The organism is Oculatella sp. LEGE 06141, from assembly GCF_015207605.1.
Taxonomy (GTDB): Bacteria; Cyanobacteriota; Cyanobacteriia; order Elainellales; family Elainellaceae; genus Oculatella.
The window spans coordinates 86,759-105,086 of the sequence record NZ_JADEWO010000006.1 but is presented as its reverse complement, the minus strand read 5'-3'; the positions used below and the strand labels follow the sequence as shown (position 1 = coordinate 105,086).

Sequence of the window (18,328 nt, the reverse complement as noted above, 5' to 3'; positions counted from 1 at the left end):
TTCCCGAATAGGGCGATCGCCCGTTCAAGTTTTGGCTCTCAAGACTCAGTTATAGCTTAGATGTCAGGACGTATAGATGATTTTTAGCGCGTATAGAAAATTAAACAGATCACAGGAACCGATCAAAATGGAACAACCCGCTCCGTTTTGAACCTATTTTTTTCCAGTCCCCTGTTACGCATATCTAAGTTCAGCAGTCCAACTTTAAACGGTGTATGGCAGACCTCATACTTCAGCTCCTATGGTAAATGATGAGTTTGATCGGCAAATGATGCAGCACTGCCTCGATCTGGCACGACGAGCGCAGGGACAAACCGCCCCGAATCCACTGGTCGGCTCTGTGGTCGTTCAAGAGGGGCAGATTGTGGGGGAGGGCTTTCATCCCGGTGCTGGACAGCCCCATGCTGAAGTGTTTGCACTAAAGGCAGCGGGCGATCGCGCCAGGGGAGCAACGGTTTATGTCAACCTGGAGCCGTGCAATCACTATGGACGCACACCACCCTGTTCAGAAGCGCTGATTGCAGCGGGCGTTTCTAAAGTAGTCGTGGGTATGATTGACCCCAATCCCAGGGTTGCCGGAAGCGGGGTAGAGCGTTTGAGGCAGGCAGGAATTGACGTAGTAGTGGGGGTTGAGGAAGCGGCCTGCCAGGAATTGAATGAAGCGTTTGTGTTTCGCATCCTTTATCAGCGTCCGTTTGGCATCTTGAAGTATGCAATGACCCTGGACGGCAAGATTGCTACGACGACCGGGCATAGTGCCTGGGTAACTTCAGCCGCCGCGCGATCGCTGGTGCATCAACTGCGAGCAGGGTGTGACGCGGTGGTGGTTGGAGGGAATACAGTACGGCGTGATAACCCACTGCTAACGAGCCACCAGGTTGGGCACGACCCGCTACGGGTTGTGATGAGCCGCACGTTAGACATACCGCTAACAGCACAGCTTTGGCATGCCCAGACTGCGCCAACACTGGTATTTACAGAGACAGGCACCCAACCAGATACTCAACTGGCGTTAGTGCAACAGGGGGTGGAAGTGATCGAGTTGCCCGTTTTGTCTCCTGCTGCGGTGATGGCTCATTTATATCAGCGTGGAATGCTGTCGGTACTATGGGAATGTGGTGGCACATTGGCAGCAAAGGCGATCGCTGATGGTGCTGTTCAAAAGATTTTGGCGTTTGTTGCTCCCAAACTGATCGGTGGGGCGATCGCTTCATCCCCTGTGGGTGATCTGGGATTAACCCAGATGACTGAAGCCATTGAGCTAAACGGGGTGCGATGGCGATCGGTTGCACCCGACCTGCTGATCGAAGGATACCTGCCAATCGCTCGCAACTAGCATTGAGCGTTGACAGGCATACGCGACTCTAAAGAACGTAGAGAACTAGCTTTTTAATAAAGCCTATGGAGCGGCAGGAGCAGGTGCTGCTGGATCTGCGGGAGCGGTGGTATCAGGAGCAGCGGGGTCGGTTGCGCCGGGAGCCGCAGGGTCGGTAGTGGTACCAGGGGCAGCGGGGTCGGTTGCACCGGGAGCCACGGGATCGGTTTCAGTGGTGGGAGCCTCGCAAGCGCTAACGGCTAATGCAGCACCAAGGACTAAAGGAATAGCTAAGAACTTGAGTTTCATAAAAGGATCTCCTGCAATGGAATGAATTAACTTTCGCAGAAAGACAAAAAAATCTCTTACTCTCTAAGGATGAAACTCATTGTTGCTATTCTCTGTCTCTAGCTAGAATCCATTTGAAACGGCTAATCGCTCCTCTGATAGATTTGGCGCTTATTACAAAGATCATTGGAATCAAATGTCATTCTAATGGCGACAAAACCGTTAGGAACTTGGTATAGACGCGATCGCACCGTGCAGTTTCAACACCCGAACTGGGCTGATACCCATTGCGCTCGTATAGCGTTACGGCTTCAGCTAAGACACTGGCTGTTTCAATCCAGATTTGGCAAAATCCTTGCTCTGCAATTCGGTGTTCAAGGGCTTGCAGTAAATAGCGCCCTAATCCATGTCCTCTAGCGGCAGGTTGGAGGTACATTTTACGAATTTCTACGGCCTTCTCTCCCCGTGGCACAGGATAGTAGGCGGCGGTACCAACCAGGGTTCCCCGTTGCTCTACCACCCAAAACTCGCCACCCTTTGCCCAATACGCCTCTTCAATATTGAGCACATCCCAATCGGCTCCGTCTGGTTCGCAACACAGACGATATTCTGCCAGCACTGAACGAATCAACTGACTGGCAACGGTGCGATCGCTCGGTTGCCAATCACGAATCAGAAAATCTTGATAGTAAGCTTGCATGAAATCGTGGAATCGGTAAACAAAGAAAGCACAAGGAACCGTTAGCTGTGAATTCGAGGGGCAGGGTGTAGCGATGAGAGCAGATCACTTTCAATTGCCGCCAGTTCTTCTAGCCGTTCAGTAATCAGAGGGCGATCGAAATAGGTGGTGGCTAACGTCCAGTAAATTCCATAATGGCGAGCTTCGGAGGCCATCAACCCGCGATAAAACTGAGCCAGTTCAGGCTCTGGACAGTGGGTAGCCAGTAGTCCTAACCGCTCGTGGCTGCGGGCTTCAATTAACCCAGATACCAGCAGCGAATCTAACATGCGATCGGGTTCCTGACGGCGAATCTGGGCGCGCAATCCGGCACCGTAGGGCGGTGGAGCCAGCGGCGCCAATGGAATGCCGCGTCGATCCAGCCATTGATTCACCTGCTCGAAGTGTTCCAGTTCTTCTTGAGCGATCGCCGTTAAGGTTCGCACCAGCTTGGCACTGGAAGGATAGCGAAAGATGAGATTAAGCGCGACTCCAGCAGCTTTGCGTTCGCATTGCGAATGGTCGAGCAAAATTGTATCCAAATTGGCGATCGCCTGTTCCACCCAGGCAGGTGACGTAGGCTGTTGTAGAAATTTGATGGTTGGGAGAGGTGAAAGAGTCAATTGTCGAGTGAATAACCTGTGTGCAGGCATGTGTAGACATCCCACCTTCTAGATTAATCTACGGATTACAAAAAGTTGACCCTTTACGGTGTGGGAGTCAATGACTTGCAACCTATCCAGCCCCCTACAGGTTTGGCGCTTGCCCATACTTGAGAACGTTAAAGTTGCTTTTTGAGCCGTTTTTGGCAGCGGCGAAGCTGTTGCTGTTGCCGAACATAGCGAACTATCCGCAGTCCTGCAAAATAGCTAACGATCGCACCGACGATACCCACCACAAAACAGCCAACCACCAAGGTGAAGAGGAAATCGGCTCCGAGGGACATTACCTCTTGCCAGGACTGCAAGCCGCCAAACCCATAAGATTCTTGTCCCGAGCGAAGAACCCATTGCCCGACTTGAAAATTGAAGGCATAAATTGGCACATAGGTGAACGGATTACTGACCCATGTCCCAGCAGCCGCCATAATTTTATTGCCCCGCACAGCAGTGGCGATCGCAATTCCCAAAATAATTTGCAGGCCAAACAGCGGAAACCATCCGGCAAAGACTCCTGCTGCAAGTCCCCTGGCGATCGCTTCTGGTTTTCCCTGAATGCGGACGAATCGATGATAAAAATAGCGGAGTTGCCGTCGCCATCGGTTTCGAGCTTTGAGTTCCTGCAACTGCTTCACAGAGTCGATCGTCGGTGCAGGCGAATTGGGGCGAGGCATATTTATTAAAGAGTCATCAATACTATTTTGTTTCTATTTTATTACGCTGGTTCTTAAGGACGGGTTTGTTGTGTCTGTCCATACACTTCCCTTCGTGAAAACTTTAAGGTTACATCAGGGATATGACACAAAGCGAATTCTCAAGTAGCACTATTGCAGCGATCGCTACGGCCATTGTGCCGCAGCAGGGCAGTGTCGGCATTGTGCGAATGTCAGGGTTAGAAGCGATGGCGATCGCCCACGCGCTGTTTCACGCACCGGGGCAGCAACCGTGGGAAAGCCACCGAATTTTGTATGGATACATTCGCCATCCGCAAACACACCAGGTGATTGATGAAGCCTTGCTGCTGCTGATGCAGGCACCCCGGTCTTACACCCGTGAAGATGTGGTTGAATTTCACTGTCACGGTGGCATTATGGCGGTGCAGCAGGTGCTTCAGCTTTGCCTGGAGCAGGGTGCCAAACTGGCTCAACCGGGAGAATTTACGCTCAGGGCGTTTCTGAATGGACGGCTAGACCTGACCCAGGCCGAAAGTATTGCCGATCTGGTGGGGGCGCGATCGCCTCAAGCGGCTCAAACGGCTCTTGCCGGGTTACAGGGCAAACTCGCTCATCCTATTCGCCAACTCCGCGCCACCTGTCTGGATCTTTTGGCCGAGGTGGAAGCCCGAATTGACTTTGAGGAAGATTTGCCGCCCCTGAACGAACCGGAGGTTAAAGCACAACTGGCGCAGGTGCGGCATGAAGTGGAGCGTATTTTGGCTACGGCCAATCAAGGGGAGTTGCTGCGCTCTGGTGTGAAGGTGGCGATCGTGGGTCGCCCGAATGTGGGTAAGTCGAGCTTGCTCAATGCCTGGAGCCGAAGCGATCGCGCCATTGTAACTGACCTACCAGGCACAACACGAGATGTCGTTGAATCGCAACTTGTCGTTGGAGGCATTCCGGTGCAAGTGCTGGATACTGCCGGAATTCGTGAGGCGGTTGATCGGGTGGAACAATTGGGGGTGGAGCGATCGCGCACAGTTGCCCAGGCGGCAGACTTAGTGCTGTTGACCATCGACGCGCAGGTAGGCTGGACGGAAGCAGACCAGGCGATTTATGAACAGGTGCAGCATCGCCCGTTGATTTTAGTCATCAACAAAGTCGATTTGGCCGATGGGCATGATCGGGACATTCCTCAAACTATTCAATCACGGGTGGAAACAGTGGCGGCTCGTCATCAAGGCATTGACGCGCTAGAACAGGCAATTTTAGCCACGGTGCACGCTGGAGCGCTGCACGCAAGCGATTTAGAATTGGCAATTAACCAGCGACAGGCGGCAGCGCTGACTCGCGCTAAAACGGCTTTGTCCCAGGTGCAAATGACCATTGCCGACCAGCTTCCGCTCGACTTCTGGACGATCGATCTTCGTAGTGCAATTCAGGCGTTAGGTGAAATTACCGGAGAAGATGTGACCGAATCCGTCCTCGATCGCATCTTTAGCCGCTTCTGTATTGGAAAATGAGCGATCGCGATCGTCAATGCTTCGTTCACTCGTCACGGACAGGCTCTAGCGAGTTTTTGTAGAACTTGACGAGGGCTTGAGAAGGTTTTTAGTTTCTGCTGGGATGACCTGCTCGCGGCGCTCCTGTAGCGCATTGGCAATCAGCTTAGAAACCAGCCATGAAATAGAGCGCTCTTCTGCGTCTGCCCACGCCTCAAGTTCCTGCTTCCATTCGGGTGGAATGTAAGTTGTGACCCGATCCAAATCAGTTTTGCCGCCCATAGTGTCAACGATTCCTAACGCCTGCTAACGTTTGCTGCCAAGCGAACAATGTTTCTTCTGGCCTCAGTATATAACTCTATAGCCTAGCGTGAGGCTTGCTGTGATACGCTAGTTCTTGCTGTGATAGCATGGCACAGCAAAACAACTTGAGATAGCAACAGGCGACATTATGCAAAACCAACAACTCCCCTGGGTAACGTTGCAGCCGCGATCGAACGGCACAAACCAGGAGAAGCCGATTGCATCAGGGCAATTTCACACTCGGCAAGGAGTAGTGTTGTTGTCGAGCCGCGAGTTAGAGAAAATGCGTCGGGTTGGCAAACTTGCAGCCGCCTTGCTCGACCATATGGCTCCTTTAGTTCAGCCAGGAGTTAGCACCCAAACGTTGAACGATGAGGCAGCACAATGGACGCGATCGCATGGGGCAATCAGCGCCCCGTTGGGATATGCCCCGTCAGGATGTCCCCCCTTTCCTAAGTCGATCTGCACCAGCGTGAATGAAGTGGTTTGTCATGGCATCGCTAGCCCCAAGCAACTGCTTAAAGATGGTGACATCATCAACATCGACGTAACGCCGATCCTGGATGGCTATCACGGTGACACCTCTCGTACTTTTTGTGTGGGTGAGCCTTCGCCAACGGTTCGGCAGTTGGTTGAGGTGACTCAAGAGTGCCTGATGCGAGGCATCGCCGAGGTGAAGCCGGGGGCACGAGTGGGAGATATCGGGGCTGCCATTCAGGAGTATGCCGAATCGTACGGCTTCTCGGTGGTGCGTGAACTGGTGGGGCATGGAGTGGGCAAACGGTTTCACACAGAACCCTCTATTCCACATTTTGGGACGCGGGGGCGAGGGTTACGGCTGCGTCCTGGTATGGTATTCACCATTGAACCGATGATCAACGCAGGAACGCGGGACATCGAAATTTGGGCTGATGGCTGGACGGTTGTAACCAAAGACCGCCGCTGGTCGGCTCAGTTTGAACATACCATTGCAGTGACAGAAGACGGAGTTGAAATTTTGACTCTGGCGTAAGCTGGCGGTTGCCTTCGTGATGTGCGATCGCGTCCGGCAACAGAAGCCTTGGGGCGTGTGGAGTGGCTCGTTGAAGGTCGGAGATTCTACGCAAGCAAAGTATCCGGATTCATTCAGGGGCTTCAGTATTTATACGAGTGTCGAAGTACAAGAGGGTCTATCGCTTATGTCTTTGAATGTTGAACTCATAGAAAAGAGTTTCGATCGCATCAGACCTTGTGCCGACGAATTCTCAGCCAGTTTCTATGAAAACTTGTTTACCGATTGCCCTGAAGCCCGTAATTTATTTGCTCGCATCGACATGGAAGGGCAGCAAAAGAAGCTAGCACTCACGCTAGTCATGGTCGTTGATAATATCCGCTATCCAGACTACTTGACCCAAGCGTTGCAAGACCTGGGTGAACGCCACGTTAGATACCAAACGCTGGAAGAACACTATCCCATTGTGGGCGCAGCCTTGCTGAAGACATTTGAATCTTACTTGGGAGCAGAATGGACAGATGAGGTTAAACAAGCGTGGGTTGAAGCCTACGAGTCCATCACCCAAATCATGCTAGATGGAGCCGCCCGCTATGGGGAAAATGCTGCGGCAAAACGCGCTCAGCAAGCCACTCAGCCCAGCATCATTAACCGTAATCTGTCTGGGGATGGCACAACCTCTCTAACCCGAGATTTGACTCCGCAAAACCGTGAACCCACTACAGCAAGACGGGCTTCTGGTGAAACAGAGTCATCGTCCTCGGCGTGGGGGCTAGAAACCGTCCTGATCGTGTTGGGAGTGGTTGGATTAGCGATCGTTGCATTTCTGGTCCTTCGTAACCGCAATGACCGCTCAGGTGGAGACAATTCCGGCTACATCAACCAGACGATGATGTTGACTTCAAAAACAGACACCGCCAATCGTCTGGAGCACAATCCCCCTGGCCTTCTGCCACTTCAAAGACAATATTGCGAGCTTCAGAATGCGCGATCGCTGCAACACAAAGGGCAGCCACATCCTCTCGGCTAACCTTACCCTTGAGCGTATCGCCCTGAGCAACTATTAAGGCTTGTCCACCGGATTCCTCCGTCAGCGCACAGGGACGAATAATGGTGTAGGGCAAGCCGCTATGCCGAACGGCCTCTTCTCCCTTCAGTTTCCAGGTGAGGATTCCACCCAACTGGTCATTCATACGTACGGCAGGCGGCTCATCTTCCAGGTTTAAACCCGGTTTGCCAGGGCGAGTTACCCCGGCTGAACTCACCATGACAAATTGCGGTAGTTGGCTGTGCCGATAGGCGCGAATGGATGCCACTTCTAGATGAAACGCTCCGGGCGTAAAGTGAGGATTCAAGCCTCCGTCATACTCGAATTTGCTCAGCATGAGCTGAAACGCGTTAATTTGGCTGGGGTCAAGGGGGCGATCGCTCACAGACTTAGCGCGAAAGACAGCCACCAGAGCCGCAAATGGAATCCGCACGGTCATCCATTGATTGGCGATCGTATCAAACGAGTAGCTGTGCGCCACCCCGTCCCACTGAGTTTCGGTACGCAGCATAAACTTGTAGCGGTTGCCGTCACCTTTAACCCGCAGTTCAATGCCGTCATACTCAGCCAGGTTAATGGGGCGATCGAAGTTGCGCGTCCGCACGGAAGCAAACCCGCCAGAATTTGCCGTTGATACATTGCCCGCAAACTGCGCCGCCGACCCACTGAAGTGAATGCCGCTTTCACTAACGCCTCCCATTACCACATCATCCAGCGCCCCCCAAATGTCCTGTAAGCCGCTAGAGGGCTGGGTGAAATCAAAAATGGGGTGGCTGTAAACGGATGAGTTGAGCGCCTGGACTAAATTTTGAATGCCTTGATACTCGATATATTCCGGAGTATCAACAACTTCTGGCAGGTAAAACTTAAGACCTTGATAATATTTTTCGCGCGTGGGGGTATCCCCCTCAACGGGTTGTACTCGCGTGCCCGTACAGCAAATAAGGGCATTGACATTTGCCATGACCTCAGGGGTCAGCGTTTCAGGCAGAGTAATATCGGCTTCCACCACCGGAACCGCTTCGCCCAAAATCGATCGCGCCCTTTCGGCCTCTCGAACCAGCGATCGCACCGAATAACCTTGAGCGACCAGCCGTTGCACGACTCGCTTGCCCACTCCACCCGTTGCGCCAGCAACCAGAATCACACCTTGATTGTTGCTTGACTCGCGGGTAGCTGCCGCCAGAGTGGTGGCGATCGCAGAACTGTCTGCCTTAGGATCAGGCTGGCTGCCAAACCACTGCTGAAACCAGTCCACACTGCTTAAAAACGGAATGGCACCGAAGTAAGACAGGGTTTTAACAAACCTGCCCAAGTCCCATTTGCCTGCATTTTGCTGAGTCATGATTGCTGTTGCTCCTTGGCACCATTCGCGGTCTCCCTTCATCCTAAGAAAAGTTGAGGGGTTGCTGTTGGCGATCGTCTCACTAGACTGTTTCGTTCAGAGGATGAAATGGTTCCCAAAAGAAACCCCGACCGTTTCCGATCGGGGTATGTGTCCAGCAAAAATGTTCTTGTCCAGCGCATCAGTCTTATTGGAATACCTCAGCAGTAGAAGCGCTTATTCCGGATGACGATCGAAAATTCTGAATAGTGCCGTTCAGCTTTAAATTGGCTATGGCAAGTTCACCGTGGCGTACACTTTTGCTTCCCAGGCAAAGATCGGCTCTCTTCCAGCCCATTCATCAGGCACCTGCCGATCCTGAGTGATCTCCTGCCACTGCATTCCCAGAGGGGTGTTGGGAAAGCGAGCAATCACATATTCAGCAGTAGAACTGGATGAGTCAGGCGTGCCGTAGTCCGAAAAGTTGGCAACAATGACGGCGAGGCGATCGCCCTGTCCTCGTTGCCAAACCAGCACACGTTTCCCTTCAGTGAAATCGGCATGGATAAAGGCTGTATCGTTTACTGCCAGCGCTGCAAACGTGGTGCGAAAGCGAACCAGCCGCGCTACATAGTCGAAGATGCGTCGTCGCCAATCCTCATCCATGCGGTTGTAATTCACCGGATCGACCTGCTTGTGATCGCTATGCTCATCGCTAATATCCAGATCGTGTTCATCGGCAAATTCATCCCCAGCCAAAATCATGGGAATCCCGACTGCCGTTAGCAGGCAGACGAATGCCAGTTTAAAGCGACGCTCAACATCTGCAATGCCGTTGTTAACTAAGTAGTTATAAAGCCGTTCGTTGCCATAGCCACCCACATCATGGGACGTGAGATAATTGATTGCCTCGGTGCCGTCGCGAAATCCCAACAAACGGCAGTCAATTAGCTTTTGTACACTGTGCTCAAAACTCTCGCCAGGGTTGGCCGACTGCCCCAAAATCACACGTCTGACAACGCACTTAAATGTTTCATTCCACAGTCCATCCAGGCGGTTTTGCTGAACCAACGATAAGGGAACGCTGAGTTCTTCACCCACTACCAAAAAATTGTCGCTATGGCCTCCTCGTTCTGCCCATAACTGTCGGGCTAAATCTTTGAATTCTTGCAGAAAATCATAGTTTGCGACATTGTTAACGCTATCCAGCCGCAGCCCGTCCACCCGGTAGTGAAGTAACCAGTGTGCCATCTGTAGCTTCATGTACTCCCGAGCCGGAACCAGTGGCTTAATGGCTCCGGTAATCGGATCGAAGCCGTCTGTCCACCAGTTGTATTTGAACAAATCGCCCCCAAAGCCATCGCGATCGCCATGTTCTGGGTCGGCGGCTGGGTCATGCCTGGGTTTCCAGCAAACGTAAAAATCGAGAAAGTTAACGTTCTGGTAAGGGTTGTTGCGTGAAAAGGCCATCACCATATCGGTGAAGAAGCGAATACCGTGCTGATGGCAAACTTTAATTAAAGTAGCGAGGTCGGTGGAGGCCGTTGGAGCCGATTGCACATGGGGATAGCCCAAATTAAAGTCGGCGGCAAAGTAGTTAGCGGTGCCATAGCCCCAGTTATAATCATCGTCGCTATCGGCTGGCGGCAATAGCTCCAGGGCATTTATCCCCAGTTCAGCCAGATGGGCGGCACCAGGTTTAAGGGCGGCAACGGTTGGAAAGTCGGGGGCGATCGCGCCCGCCCGAACCAACGCCAGGGCATCACGAAAGGTTCCTGTACCCACCTCGCGTTTATCATCTATCTGGCTGCGAGTCCACCGAGTGGGCAACTCATACATCACCAGTCGGTTGTTGGCTGGCAATGTATTTAATGGTGGATCTCCGCTCCAGTCGATTACCTGCCCGGAGGGGTCACAGGGAATCAGTTGACCGTTGCGATACAAAATAACGCTCGCTGGATCATCACTCTTGTCCCCATCGGGTTCTACAGGTGCAGGGGCTAAAAAACGGCGATCGATCGTGTAGGCCAATGGATCGGTGCAATAGAGAATACGTCGAGCGGCGCTGTATGGGTTAGAGTCGCGCACCTTAAACCAGTAGAAATAAACCTGCCCATCAACAAGCCCACAGGACTGCGCTTCTAGTTCCCATACTCCGGGTGCTGAGGCCGATTGCTGAAGCGGATATTCCCGAAACTGGCTGAAGCGGCTAAGCGCGTTCATATCCTCACCGATCGCCCCAATGTAAAGGGCTGGCGTGGGATCGACATAGGCTGGCCGCCACAGCACAAAGTGGGTTTGTTTGCGGTGGAGTAACTCAATAGACATGACTGAAGTCCCCTGGGAGCATGGAGTAGAGCAGCATGAGTTGACAACCGTAGGGTGCCGGGTGCGATAGATGCGATCGCATCCAAATGAAACAGGCAACACAACCCTCGCTGTGCTGCTATGCCATGTCTACCATGCTTTTTGGCGGAGGTTCGTTATGTGTCTGATTGTTATCGCACCGCCAACCGGGGAACCGCAACATGGGACACTAGCGTAAGCGATCGCCCTTCTATTAAACGCACATTGCAATCACACAGGGACATCAATTCTGCCCCAACCCAGGCAGGGACGTTTTAACCAGCACTCATGTAATTCGGGATGGCTGAATGACTACCAATCCATCTTTAAACTCATCTCTTTATCAGGAAACATGGCGCGATCGGGCAACGACCTCTGACCCAACGGAAGCAACGCAGAACCGTAAAGCCGATCATCTACGCATTTGTCTGGATGATGATGTGCAGTTTCATCAAACGACCAATGGATTAGAGCAGTATCGGTTTACCCACTGCTGCTTGCCCGAGCTAGACCGCGATCAGGTGGAGATCAAAACGTCCTTTCTAGGCAAAGACTTGGGTGCGCCGCTGTTAATTTCGTCGATGACTGGCGGCACCGAACTGGCACAGCGGATCAATTACCGTCTGGCCGAAGCGGCACAGCATTACCGGATTGCGATGGGAGTGGGTTCTCAACGGGTGGCACTGGAAACGCCTCAAGTCGCGTCTACCTTTGCGGTGCGATCGATCGCTCCCGATATTTTGCTGTTTGCCAATTTAGGAGCCGTTCAGCTTAATTATCATTACGGCTTAGATGAATGCCTACGTGCGGTTGAATGGCTGGAAGCCGACGCGCTGATCTTACATCTCAATCCGTTGCAGGAGTGCGTTCAAACCAGGGGTGATACTAACTTTCGCGGACTGTTGAGCAAAATTGCGGCACTGTGTAACGCGTTGCCCGTTCCCGTCATTGCCAAAGAAGTGGGGAACGGCATTTCTGCCAAAATGGCTCAACGGTTAATTGAAGCAGGCGTAGCTGCGATCGATGTAGCCGGAGCCGGCGGAACGTCCTGGGCACGGGTCGAAAGCGAACGGGCGCAAGATACCCATCAGCGTCGATTGGGGCAAACGTTTGCGAATTGGGGGTTGCCCACGGCCGAGTGTGTAGTCGCCATTCGAGCGATCGCACCTCATCTGCCGCTGATTGCATCGGGTGGGCTGCGGGACGGGTTGGACGTAGCCAAAGCGATCGCCCTGGGAGCCGACCTGGCTGGATTAGCATTGCCGTTTCTGCAAGCGGCCTCTGAGTCAGAAGCCGCTCTTTCTGACCTGGTTGAAGTATTAATGGCAGAAATCAAAACCGTTTTGTTCTGCACGGGCAGCGCAACATTGATGGATCTAAGACACGCTGGTGTTTTGGTGCGATCAATTTAATCGATTTAGGGCAGAAGGGCATCCGATAAGGAACCGCGATCAGTGGGAATACAAAAGGTGGGGAAGTCGTTACGGTTGAGTTAGGGTAAATAGGAAGCCAGTGTTCCACTCCGTCTCTTCAGCGTTGGTGAAACTTCCCTCCAGTTCAATCCTTATTTCCTCTCAAGATGCGCGACTTTCTAAAACATACGTTTGCAACGCTCGCCGGGCTGGTTATATTCGTCACCCTGGGGTTTGCCGGATTAGCGGTGTTGCTAACGGCGATCGCCTCTTTAGGTCGTGATGCCAGTCCCCAAGTGGATGCCGATTCAATTTTGACCTTCGACCTTGCTCTCAACATCACAGATGCGCCACCGAGTCCTGACCCCAGTCGGTTGCTTAGTGATGCGCTGTCTGGCACAGAGATTCCTACTTCGATTGGGCTACAGGAGGTGGTTCGCGCCGTCAAAGATGCGGCAACAGACGATCGCATCGTCGGCCTATACCTGCATGGGGATACCAGTTCGGTAGCTGGAGGATCTGGGTTTGCAGCACTGCGGGAAGTTCGTGACGCGCTAGAGGCATTTCAGCAATCGGGCAAGCCGATTCTGGCTTACACCACGACTGGCTCCGAGCGAGACTACTATTTAGTATCTGTGGCCGATACGATTGCGCTCAATCCTGCTGGCGTAATGGAGCTTGACGGCTTCAGCGCCGAAACGACTTTCTTTGCTGGAGCCTTGCAAAAGTATGGTGTTGGCATTCAAACCATTCGAGCAGGGCAATACAAGGCAGCAGTAGAACCATTTACACGGACAGAAAGCAGTCCTCAAAGCAAAACGCAGACTCAGCAACTGCTGGCTGATTTGTGGAACGAATTTCGCGTCACAACCTCTAACAGCCGAGATGTGACCTCTGAGCAAATTCAGACGATCGCCGATCGTCAGGGATTGCTCTTGCCAGCTCAAGCGCAGTCAGCCGGATTAATTGACCAGGTGGCGTATGAAGATGAAATCTTTAGCGAACTGCGAAAGCTAACCGGAGAGACAGAGGATGACCTCGATGCAGACGATCTTGAATCGTTTCGGCAGATTAGCTTACCCACCTATGCGGCCACTATAGAACAGGCGGCTGATGTTGAGGTGGGTTCAAACCAAATTGCGGTTCTGTATGCCGAGGGAGACATTGTTAGCGGTATGGGCGGCGACGGCTCAATCGGCAGCGATCGCTACACCAGCCAAATCCGTGAACTGCGCTTAAACGACGACATAAAAGCCGTTGTGCTGCGAATCAATAGCCCTGGCGGTAGCGCTACCGCTTCAGATGCGATCGCCCGTGAGGTAATGTTGACCAGCCAGGTGAAGCCCGTGATTGTATCGATGGGCAGCTATGCCGCGTCGGGCGGGTATCTGATCTCAGCCTATGCCGATCAGATCTTCGCCTCTCCCACAACCATCACTGGCTCCATTGGTGTATTCGGCCTCCTGCCCAACGTCCAGCAAATCGCCAACGACAACGGTATCACCTGGGACGTGGTGCAGACAGGGCAGTTTGCCAACAGCAACACCATCACTCGTCCTAAAACAGCAGCAGAGCTGGCTAACACGCAGCGGGTGGTTGACCATTTTTATGATCAGTTCCTCACGGTCGTTGCTAATTCGCGATCGATTTCAAAACAGCAGGTGGGTGAAATTGCTCAGGGGCGGGTTTGGTCAGGCTTGGCCGCGCAGAGAGTAGGTCTGGTTGATGAACTGGGCGGCCTAGATGCCGCAATTCAGGCCGCTGCCGCGCAGGCAGACCTGGGCGAAGACTGGCACATTGAAGAATATCCGCAAGGGCGCACCTTAGAATTCCGGTTGCTGCGGCGGTTGTTTAGCAGCCGTTTAGTTCAGACTAACCAGCCGATCGATCCGCTCAGCCTCGAACTGAAAAAGCTGCGTAGCGACCTAGAGACGTTGCGATCGCTCAACGATCCGCTGGGAACCTACACACGGTTGCCGTTCACCGCATGGATTGATTAGGCGGCGATCGAAATGAACTGAATTTGCCAACTGAACTCAGTATTTAAGGGATGCAAAACTGGGCATCCTTTTTTTTTGGCAACTTTTTTTCGGCAACTTTATAGCTCCCACATCCGTCTTGAGGAGAGGACTTCGAAAAGGCTGAGTTTGTCGATTGACTGAACTCAGCCGATTCTGTGCTGTGTTGTATTTAGGATTGAAGCATTGCTTATGATTGCCGATCGCGCAGGTAATACCCGAAATCGAGCCAGAAGCATCTCCCTATCCAATACGCTTAAATCCGTTAGAGATTCAGTCAACCGATTCGATCCAAATGATGTTTATCGTTTCAAGCTAAACACAAGCAGTAACGTTACCCTTGCGCTCAAAGACCTCAAAGCCGATGCTAATATGGCGCTGCTGGATGCAGCAGGCAAAGTATTAAAGCGTTCTGCCCGCCAGGGAACCCGACCCGAATCGATTCAACAAACCCTCGATCCAGGAACGTACTTCATTCGTGTTTTTCCCAGAAACAACAAGGTTAGCACCTCCTATCGCCTGACAACCAAGGCGATCGACAGTAATCCGACGGCTGTTGCGGCGGCGGCTAAACCGTTCAACATCCAGTTTGACTACCGTTTTGATAACGGTTGGTTTACCCCAGAGCGAAAAGCCGCTCTCAATGCAGCGGCCAACATTTGGGAAAATATTATTCTGGATGAATTTCCCGACACTCCAATTGGCACCCGAACGCCTTCCATTTCCAACCCGTTGACTGGCGAGGTACTTGCAGAATTTGTCACCGATAAGGTGATTGATGACGTAATGATTTTTGTTGGCGCGCGCCCGTTGTCCTCTGGCACATTAGCCCTGGGAGGTCCCTCTGGCGATCCGCCGAACCAGCCCCGATATACTGGCTCCAAGTTTCAACCCTGGTTAGGGTCGATCGCTTTCAACACAAACACTAACTGGTTTTTTGATTCAACGCCCGATACGGCAACGGATATTCCTGCCAGCAGTTTCGATTTCATTTTTACGGCTGTTCATGAAATGGGTCATGTACTGGGTTTCTTAAATGGCCCCTCTGGTGTTAACGCCTTCACCAATCAAACGGTGGGCAACAGTTTTAGCGGTGCCAATGCGATCGCTCTGAACGGTGGGCAACCTATTCCACTGGAGGCTTCAGGCAGTAGCCATACGCTGGCGGGATATCAGTTTGGCACCTCTGGCGAAACGTTGATGTCGCCGCGAGCCACGCCTGGAACAAGAAAACTGCCGACGGTGCTCGATCTGGCCATTCTGAACGATCTTGGCTACACGGTAGACTACAGCAAAGCCGCACAGAATGCGCCTATCAGCACGTTGCAACCCCCTGTCGATCCACGCTTTGCTCGCCTCCGCATTGCTGGACTCCGCTCTGCTGCACCTGCAACGACGGCTCAGTGTGGTTGTGCCAGTTGTTTGATGTCGTCGTCTAACCGGGCACCTGCTTCCAAACCCCGCTCGCAGCGATCGCCTTTATCAACCGTGTTCCAAGCCGCATCCAGAGGCTAATCCATTCATCAGGGTGCATGGTCTTCCGTGATTGGTTAGAAGCGGTAGTACTGGTCTTTCAGCCATAGCCCTAACGGAACGGCATGACCGTCCGCAGTGACTTTAACCTCAACCACGAATGGGGCATTTCCCTGGAGAGCCTGAAGCTGGTTGATTTGGTCATTAATCTCAACTCGTTGATTTTCGGGGATATAGTATGTCTCCACGCCATACGTGATGCGATTGCGCCGATACATACCCTGGAGCGCAACCTGATTCTCGGCCAGGTTGGTAGGGCGATCGGCACTCACTTCCACTGGCTCCCAGGTCTGGGGTGGTTGTGCCGTTAGCGTTTGGGGTGCCTGCAAAATGATGTAGAACTCCTGACCCGCTGCAAAGAGCGATGGGGCAGCATTCGCAGTTGAAGGTTCAGCCACATTCGCTGTAGCTGCGTCAACCACCGTATCCCACCCCGGTAGGTTTTGGAGCGTCGTGGGATTGGAAATGTCGTAGCTCAGGGTCACGTAATAGCCACGAAAGAAATCGTAGGGGTCAACTGGCCCCGTTTGTAGCACAATCGTTGTCCCTGTGACGTGGGTATAAATCGCCTGGGCAGGAATGGCTAAAATAAGCAGGGCTTGAGCAACCAGCGGCAACCAGAACCGCCGACCCGGAATTTGGTTTGGCAGAAGCGGCGAAAAGACCGGAGCGGTTGATGGTGAGGTTGAACGCTTGGATATCATGACAAATCCTCCTGAGACGATGGAGAGACAAGAGTAGCGGATGAATTGAGGGTACGAACATAGCGCTCAAACCACAGCCCGACCACAATAACCACTACGCCACACAATACGAAGGCTAACGATTTGAGCAGCAATCCCGTGTTGTATTCCAACATGCGGCTCAGAATTTGCAGGGCGAGCAGTACCATACTGCTCCAGAACAGGCGGCGGTAACCTCCGGCCAACCCCTCGCGCATTAGCACGGCTGCTAGCAAGAACAGCACAACATTGAAGGCGATCGTGGCGATTGCCTGAATTGGAAACACGCTCCAATGCCAAAATGCAACCACTGCCACAACGCCAAGTAAGGCCAGTACAGCCAGGTCGGTTTGCTCAAAGCGCCGTTTCTTCGTCCAGCGATTGCGGCGGGGTAATCGCCCCCATTGCACTACGGTTAAACCAACTAACACCAGCAGATTGAGATTGAGTAAAAGCGGTAGTCCGGTACTCCAGAGGCGGCTCCCTTGCGCCAAAGGCGAGTCGGGAGTGTAGTCAAACCACACTTGATGAAACGACAGAACATAAATTAAGACAATCAGATAAAGCAGGGCTAACCCTCGTGCCAGGGGTTGAAAGGGACGGGCTTGGTCTCCCTGGGGTAAAGGCCGCTTCAACAGTTGGAACCAGAGCGTGTCATCATAGCTCCACAAAAAAGCAGGTGGCAGCGTCAGGGCAATGGCTACAACACCACCTGGTGCGTCCGAAAACAGGCGACCCAGATCTGTTATTACCACTTCGAATGAGGAGAAGATGGCGATCGCTCCCAGGACAAAAATGGCTCTCGATCGGCACCAGTAAGCCAGCGGCAAAAACATAATCCCAGCGGCGATCGGCATATACTGCATCAGCAGGCTCAGTGCAGGCAGCATTCCTGTGGCCGTTAACTCCTGAATGCCCAACCAGTAGCCAATGCCCGTCACGACAATAGACAATACGCCAATAGAAGTGAGCTGCAGGCTGTAGGCCATGATCAATACGCCTAACCCCCAGGCCAGACAAAGCTCGTATGCAGAGCCGCTCAGGTGATACATCTGGCTCATCAACGCCATATTGGCACCCAGAATCAGCGCTCCCAATAGCAACAATCCCTGCCCTAGCCGTTGCTGCCAGCGCTCTCGCCCATTGGGTAAGTTGGGTACCCGCTTCCACAAATAAAACCCAGAGGCGTTAACCCCAACAAACAAGCTCATCAGCAGTAGCAGCTTGGCCAATCGCGGAATAGCTTGCCAGTTTGCCGCCACAAAGGTGATGATGCCTAGACCCAGTAACAGGCTGCCTAACCCAAGCAGCACAACGATGAAGCGATCGCGTGCTGCCACATCAAATTCATGCAGTTCGTACCGTTTAGCTAACTGCTGGTATTGATCCGCACTGATAATGCCATCGTCTTGCCATTGCTCAGCTTCGTGGCGGAGCTGTCGCCGAAATTTATCTGAAACCATACCTACCTCAAAGCCCCTGGCGAGCCTCGC

The 18,328-nt window shown here is 52.7% G+C and carries 15 protein-coding genes and 1 pseudogene; 7 read left to right on the top strand and 9 right to left on the bottom strand.

From position 1 onward, the window contains the following. Positions 1–241 precede the first annotated feature (241 nt). The gene (gene ribD / locus IQ268_RS06575) at positions 242–1,336 is read left to right on the top strand and encodes a bifunctional diaminohydroxyphosphoribosylaminopyrimidine deaminase/5-amino-6-(5-phosphoribosylamino)uracil reductase RibD (protein WP_193876767.1); all 1,095 of its coding nucleotides are present in this window, start codon (positions 242–244) and stop codon (positions 1,334–1,336) included. A 63-nt stretch (positions 1,337–1,399) separates the two neighbouring features. Here the strand turns inward: ribD and IQ268_RS06570 are convergent, their stop codons facing one another. The 4 genes from IQ268_RS06570 to IQ268_RS06555 form a co-directional block, all read right to left on the bottom strand. Next, the gene (locus IQ268_RS06570) at positions 1,400–1,624 is read right to left on the bottom strand and encodes a hypothetical protein (protein ID WP_193876765.1); all 225 of its coding nucleotides are present in this window, start codon (positions 1,622–1,624) and stop codon (positions 1,400–1,402) included. 178 nt (positions 1,625–1,802) lie between these two features. Continuing rightward, positions 1,803–2,303: a GNAT family N-acetyltransferase gene (locus tag IQ268_RS06565; RefSeq protein WP_193876763.1), complete on the bottom strand. Its 501-nt coding sequence runs from the start codon at positions 2,301–2,303 to the stop codon at positions 1,803–1,805. 41 nt (positions 2,304–2,344) lie between these two features. Continuing rightward, positions 2,345–2,974, bottom strand: a complete 630-nt coding sequence (locus tag IQ268_RS06560) for a tRNA-(ms[2]io[6]A)-hydroxylase (protein ID WP_193876762.1) — start codon at positions 2,972–2,974, stop codon at positions 2,345–2,347. Between the two features lie 128 nt (positions 2,975–3,102). Next, positions 3,103–3,654, bottom strand: a complete 552-nt coding sequence (locus IQ268_RS06555) for a DUF2062 domain-containing protein (RefSeq protein WP_193876760.1) — start codon at positions 3,652–3,654, stop codon at positions 3,103–3,105. A 122-nt stretch (positions 3,655–3,776) separates the two neighbouring features. Here IQ268_RS06555 and mnmE point away from each other — a divergent pair, with 122 nt between their 5' ends. After that, positions 3,777–5,159 carry a tRNA uridine-5-carboxymethylaminomethyl(34) synthesis GTPase MnmE gene (mnmE, locus tag IQ268_RS06550; protein WP_193876758.1) on the top strand — a complete coding sequence of 461 codons (1,383 nt, stop codon included), beginning with the start codon at positions 3,777–3,779 and terminating at the stop codon, positions 5,157–5,159. A gap of 45 nt (positions 5,160–5,204) precedes the next feature. Here mnmE and IQ268_RS06545 read toward each other — a convergent pair whose 3' ends face one another. Beyond that, positions 5,205–5,420 carry a CopG family transcriptional regulator gene (locus tag IQ268_RS06545; protein ID WP_193876755.1) on the bottom strand — a complete coding sequence of 72 codons (216 nt, stop codon included), beginning with the start codon at positions 5,418–5,420 and terminating at the stop codon, positions 5,205–5,207. Between the two features lie 169 nt (positions 5,421–5,589). Between IQ268_RS06545 and map the strand changes: the two genes are divergently transcribed. Both map and IQ268_RS33320 read left to right on the top strand, forming a co-directional pair. After that, positions 5,590–6,453 carry a type I methionyl aminopeptidase gene (map, locus tag IQ268_RS06540; RefSeq protein WP_193876753.1) on the top strand — a complete coding sequence of 288 codons (864 nt, stop codon included), beginning with the start codon at positions 5,590–5,592 and terminating at the stop codon, positions 6,451–6,453. 19 nt (positions 6,454–6,472) lie between these two features. Further along, positions 6,473–6,988: pseudogene (locus IQ268_RS33320) on the top strand (globin family protein); the annotation flags it as partial. A gap of 322 nt (positions 6,989–7,310) precedes the next feature. Here IQ268_RS33320 and IQ268_RS06530 read toward each other — a convergent pair. Together IQ268_RS06530 and IQ268_RS06525 are read right to left on the bottom strand one after the other, a co-directional pair. Beyond that, the gene (locus IQ268_RS06530) at positions 7,311–8,825 is read right to left on the bottom strand and encodes a CIA30 family protein (RefSeq protein ID WP_193876751.1); all 1,515 of its coding nucleotides are present in this window, start codon (positions 8,823–8,825) and stop codon (positions 7,311–7,313) included. A 270-nt stretch (positions 8,826–9,095) separates the two neighbouring features. Beyond that, complete coding sequence (locus IQ268_RS06525; RefSeq protein ID WP_193876749.1) at positions 9,096–11,132, bottom strand: alpha-amylase family glycosyl hydrolase; 2,037 nt, start codon at positions 11,130–11,132, stop codon at positions 9,096–9,098. A 326-nt stretch (positions 11,133–11,458) separates the two neighbouring features. On the opposite strand from IQ268_RS06525, the gene fni reads away from it, so the two are divergent. The 3 genes from fni to IQ268_RS06510 all read left to right on the top strand — a co-directional run bounded on the left by fni (position 11,459) and on the right by IQ268_RS06510 (position 16,095). Next, positions 11,459–12,562 (top strand): type 2 isopentenyl-diphosphate Delta-isomerase, encoded by a 1,104-nt coding sequence (fni, locus tag IQ268_RS06520; protein ID WP_193876747.1) that lies wholly within the window; start codon positions 11,459–11,461, stop codon positions 12,560–12,562. 167 nt (positions 12,563–12,729) lie between these two features. Further along, entirely contained in the window at positions 12,730–14,562 is a 1,833-nt protein-coding gene (sppA, locus tag IQ268_RS06515; RefSeq protein ID WP_193876745.1) for a signal peptide peptidase SppA, read from the top strand. Between the two features lie 210 nt (positions 14,563–14,772). Beyond that, positions 14,773–16,095, top strand: coding sequence for a pre-peptidase C-terminal domain-containing protein (locus IQ268_RS06510; protein WP_193876743.1), 1,323 nt, complete (start codon positions 14,773–14,775; stop codon positions 16,093–16,095). 35 nt (positions 16,096–16,130) lie between these two features. On the opposite strand, the gene IQ268_RS06505 is transcribed toward IQ268_RS06510, so the two are convergent. Together IQ268_RS06505 and IQ268_RS06500 are read right to left on the bottom strand one after the other, a co-directional pair. Further along, positions 16,131–16,817, bottom strand: coding sequence for a GDYXXLXY domain-containing protein (locus IQ268_RS06505; protein WP_193876741.1), 687 nt, complete (start codon positions 16,815–16,817; stop codon positions 16,131–16,133). Then, positions 16,814–18,298: a DUF2157 domain-containing protein gene (locus tag IQ268_RS06500; protein ID WP_193876739.1), complete on the bottom strand. Its 1,485-nt coding sequence runs from the start codon at positions 18,296–18,298 to the stop codon at positions 16,814–16,816. The genes IQ268_RS06505 and IQ268_RS06500 overlap by 4 nt, the downstream gene beginning before the upstream one ends. Positions 18,299–18,328: the final 30 nt, after the last annotated feature.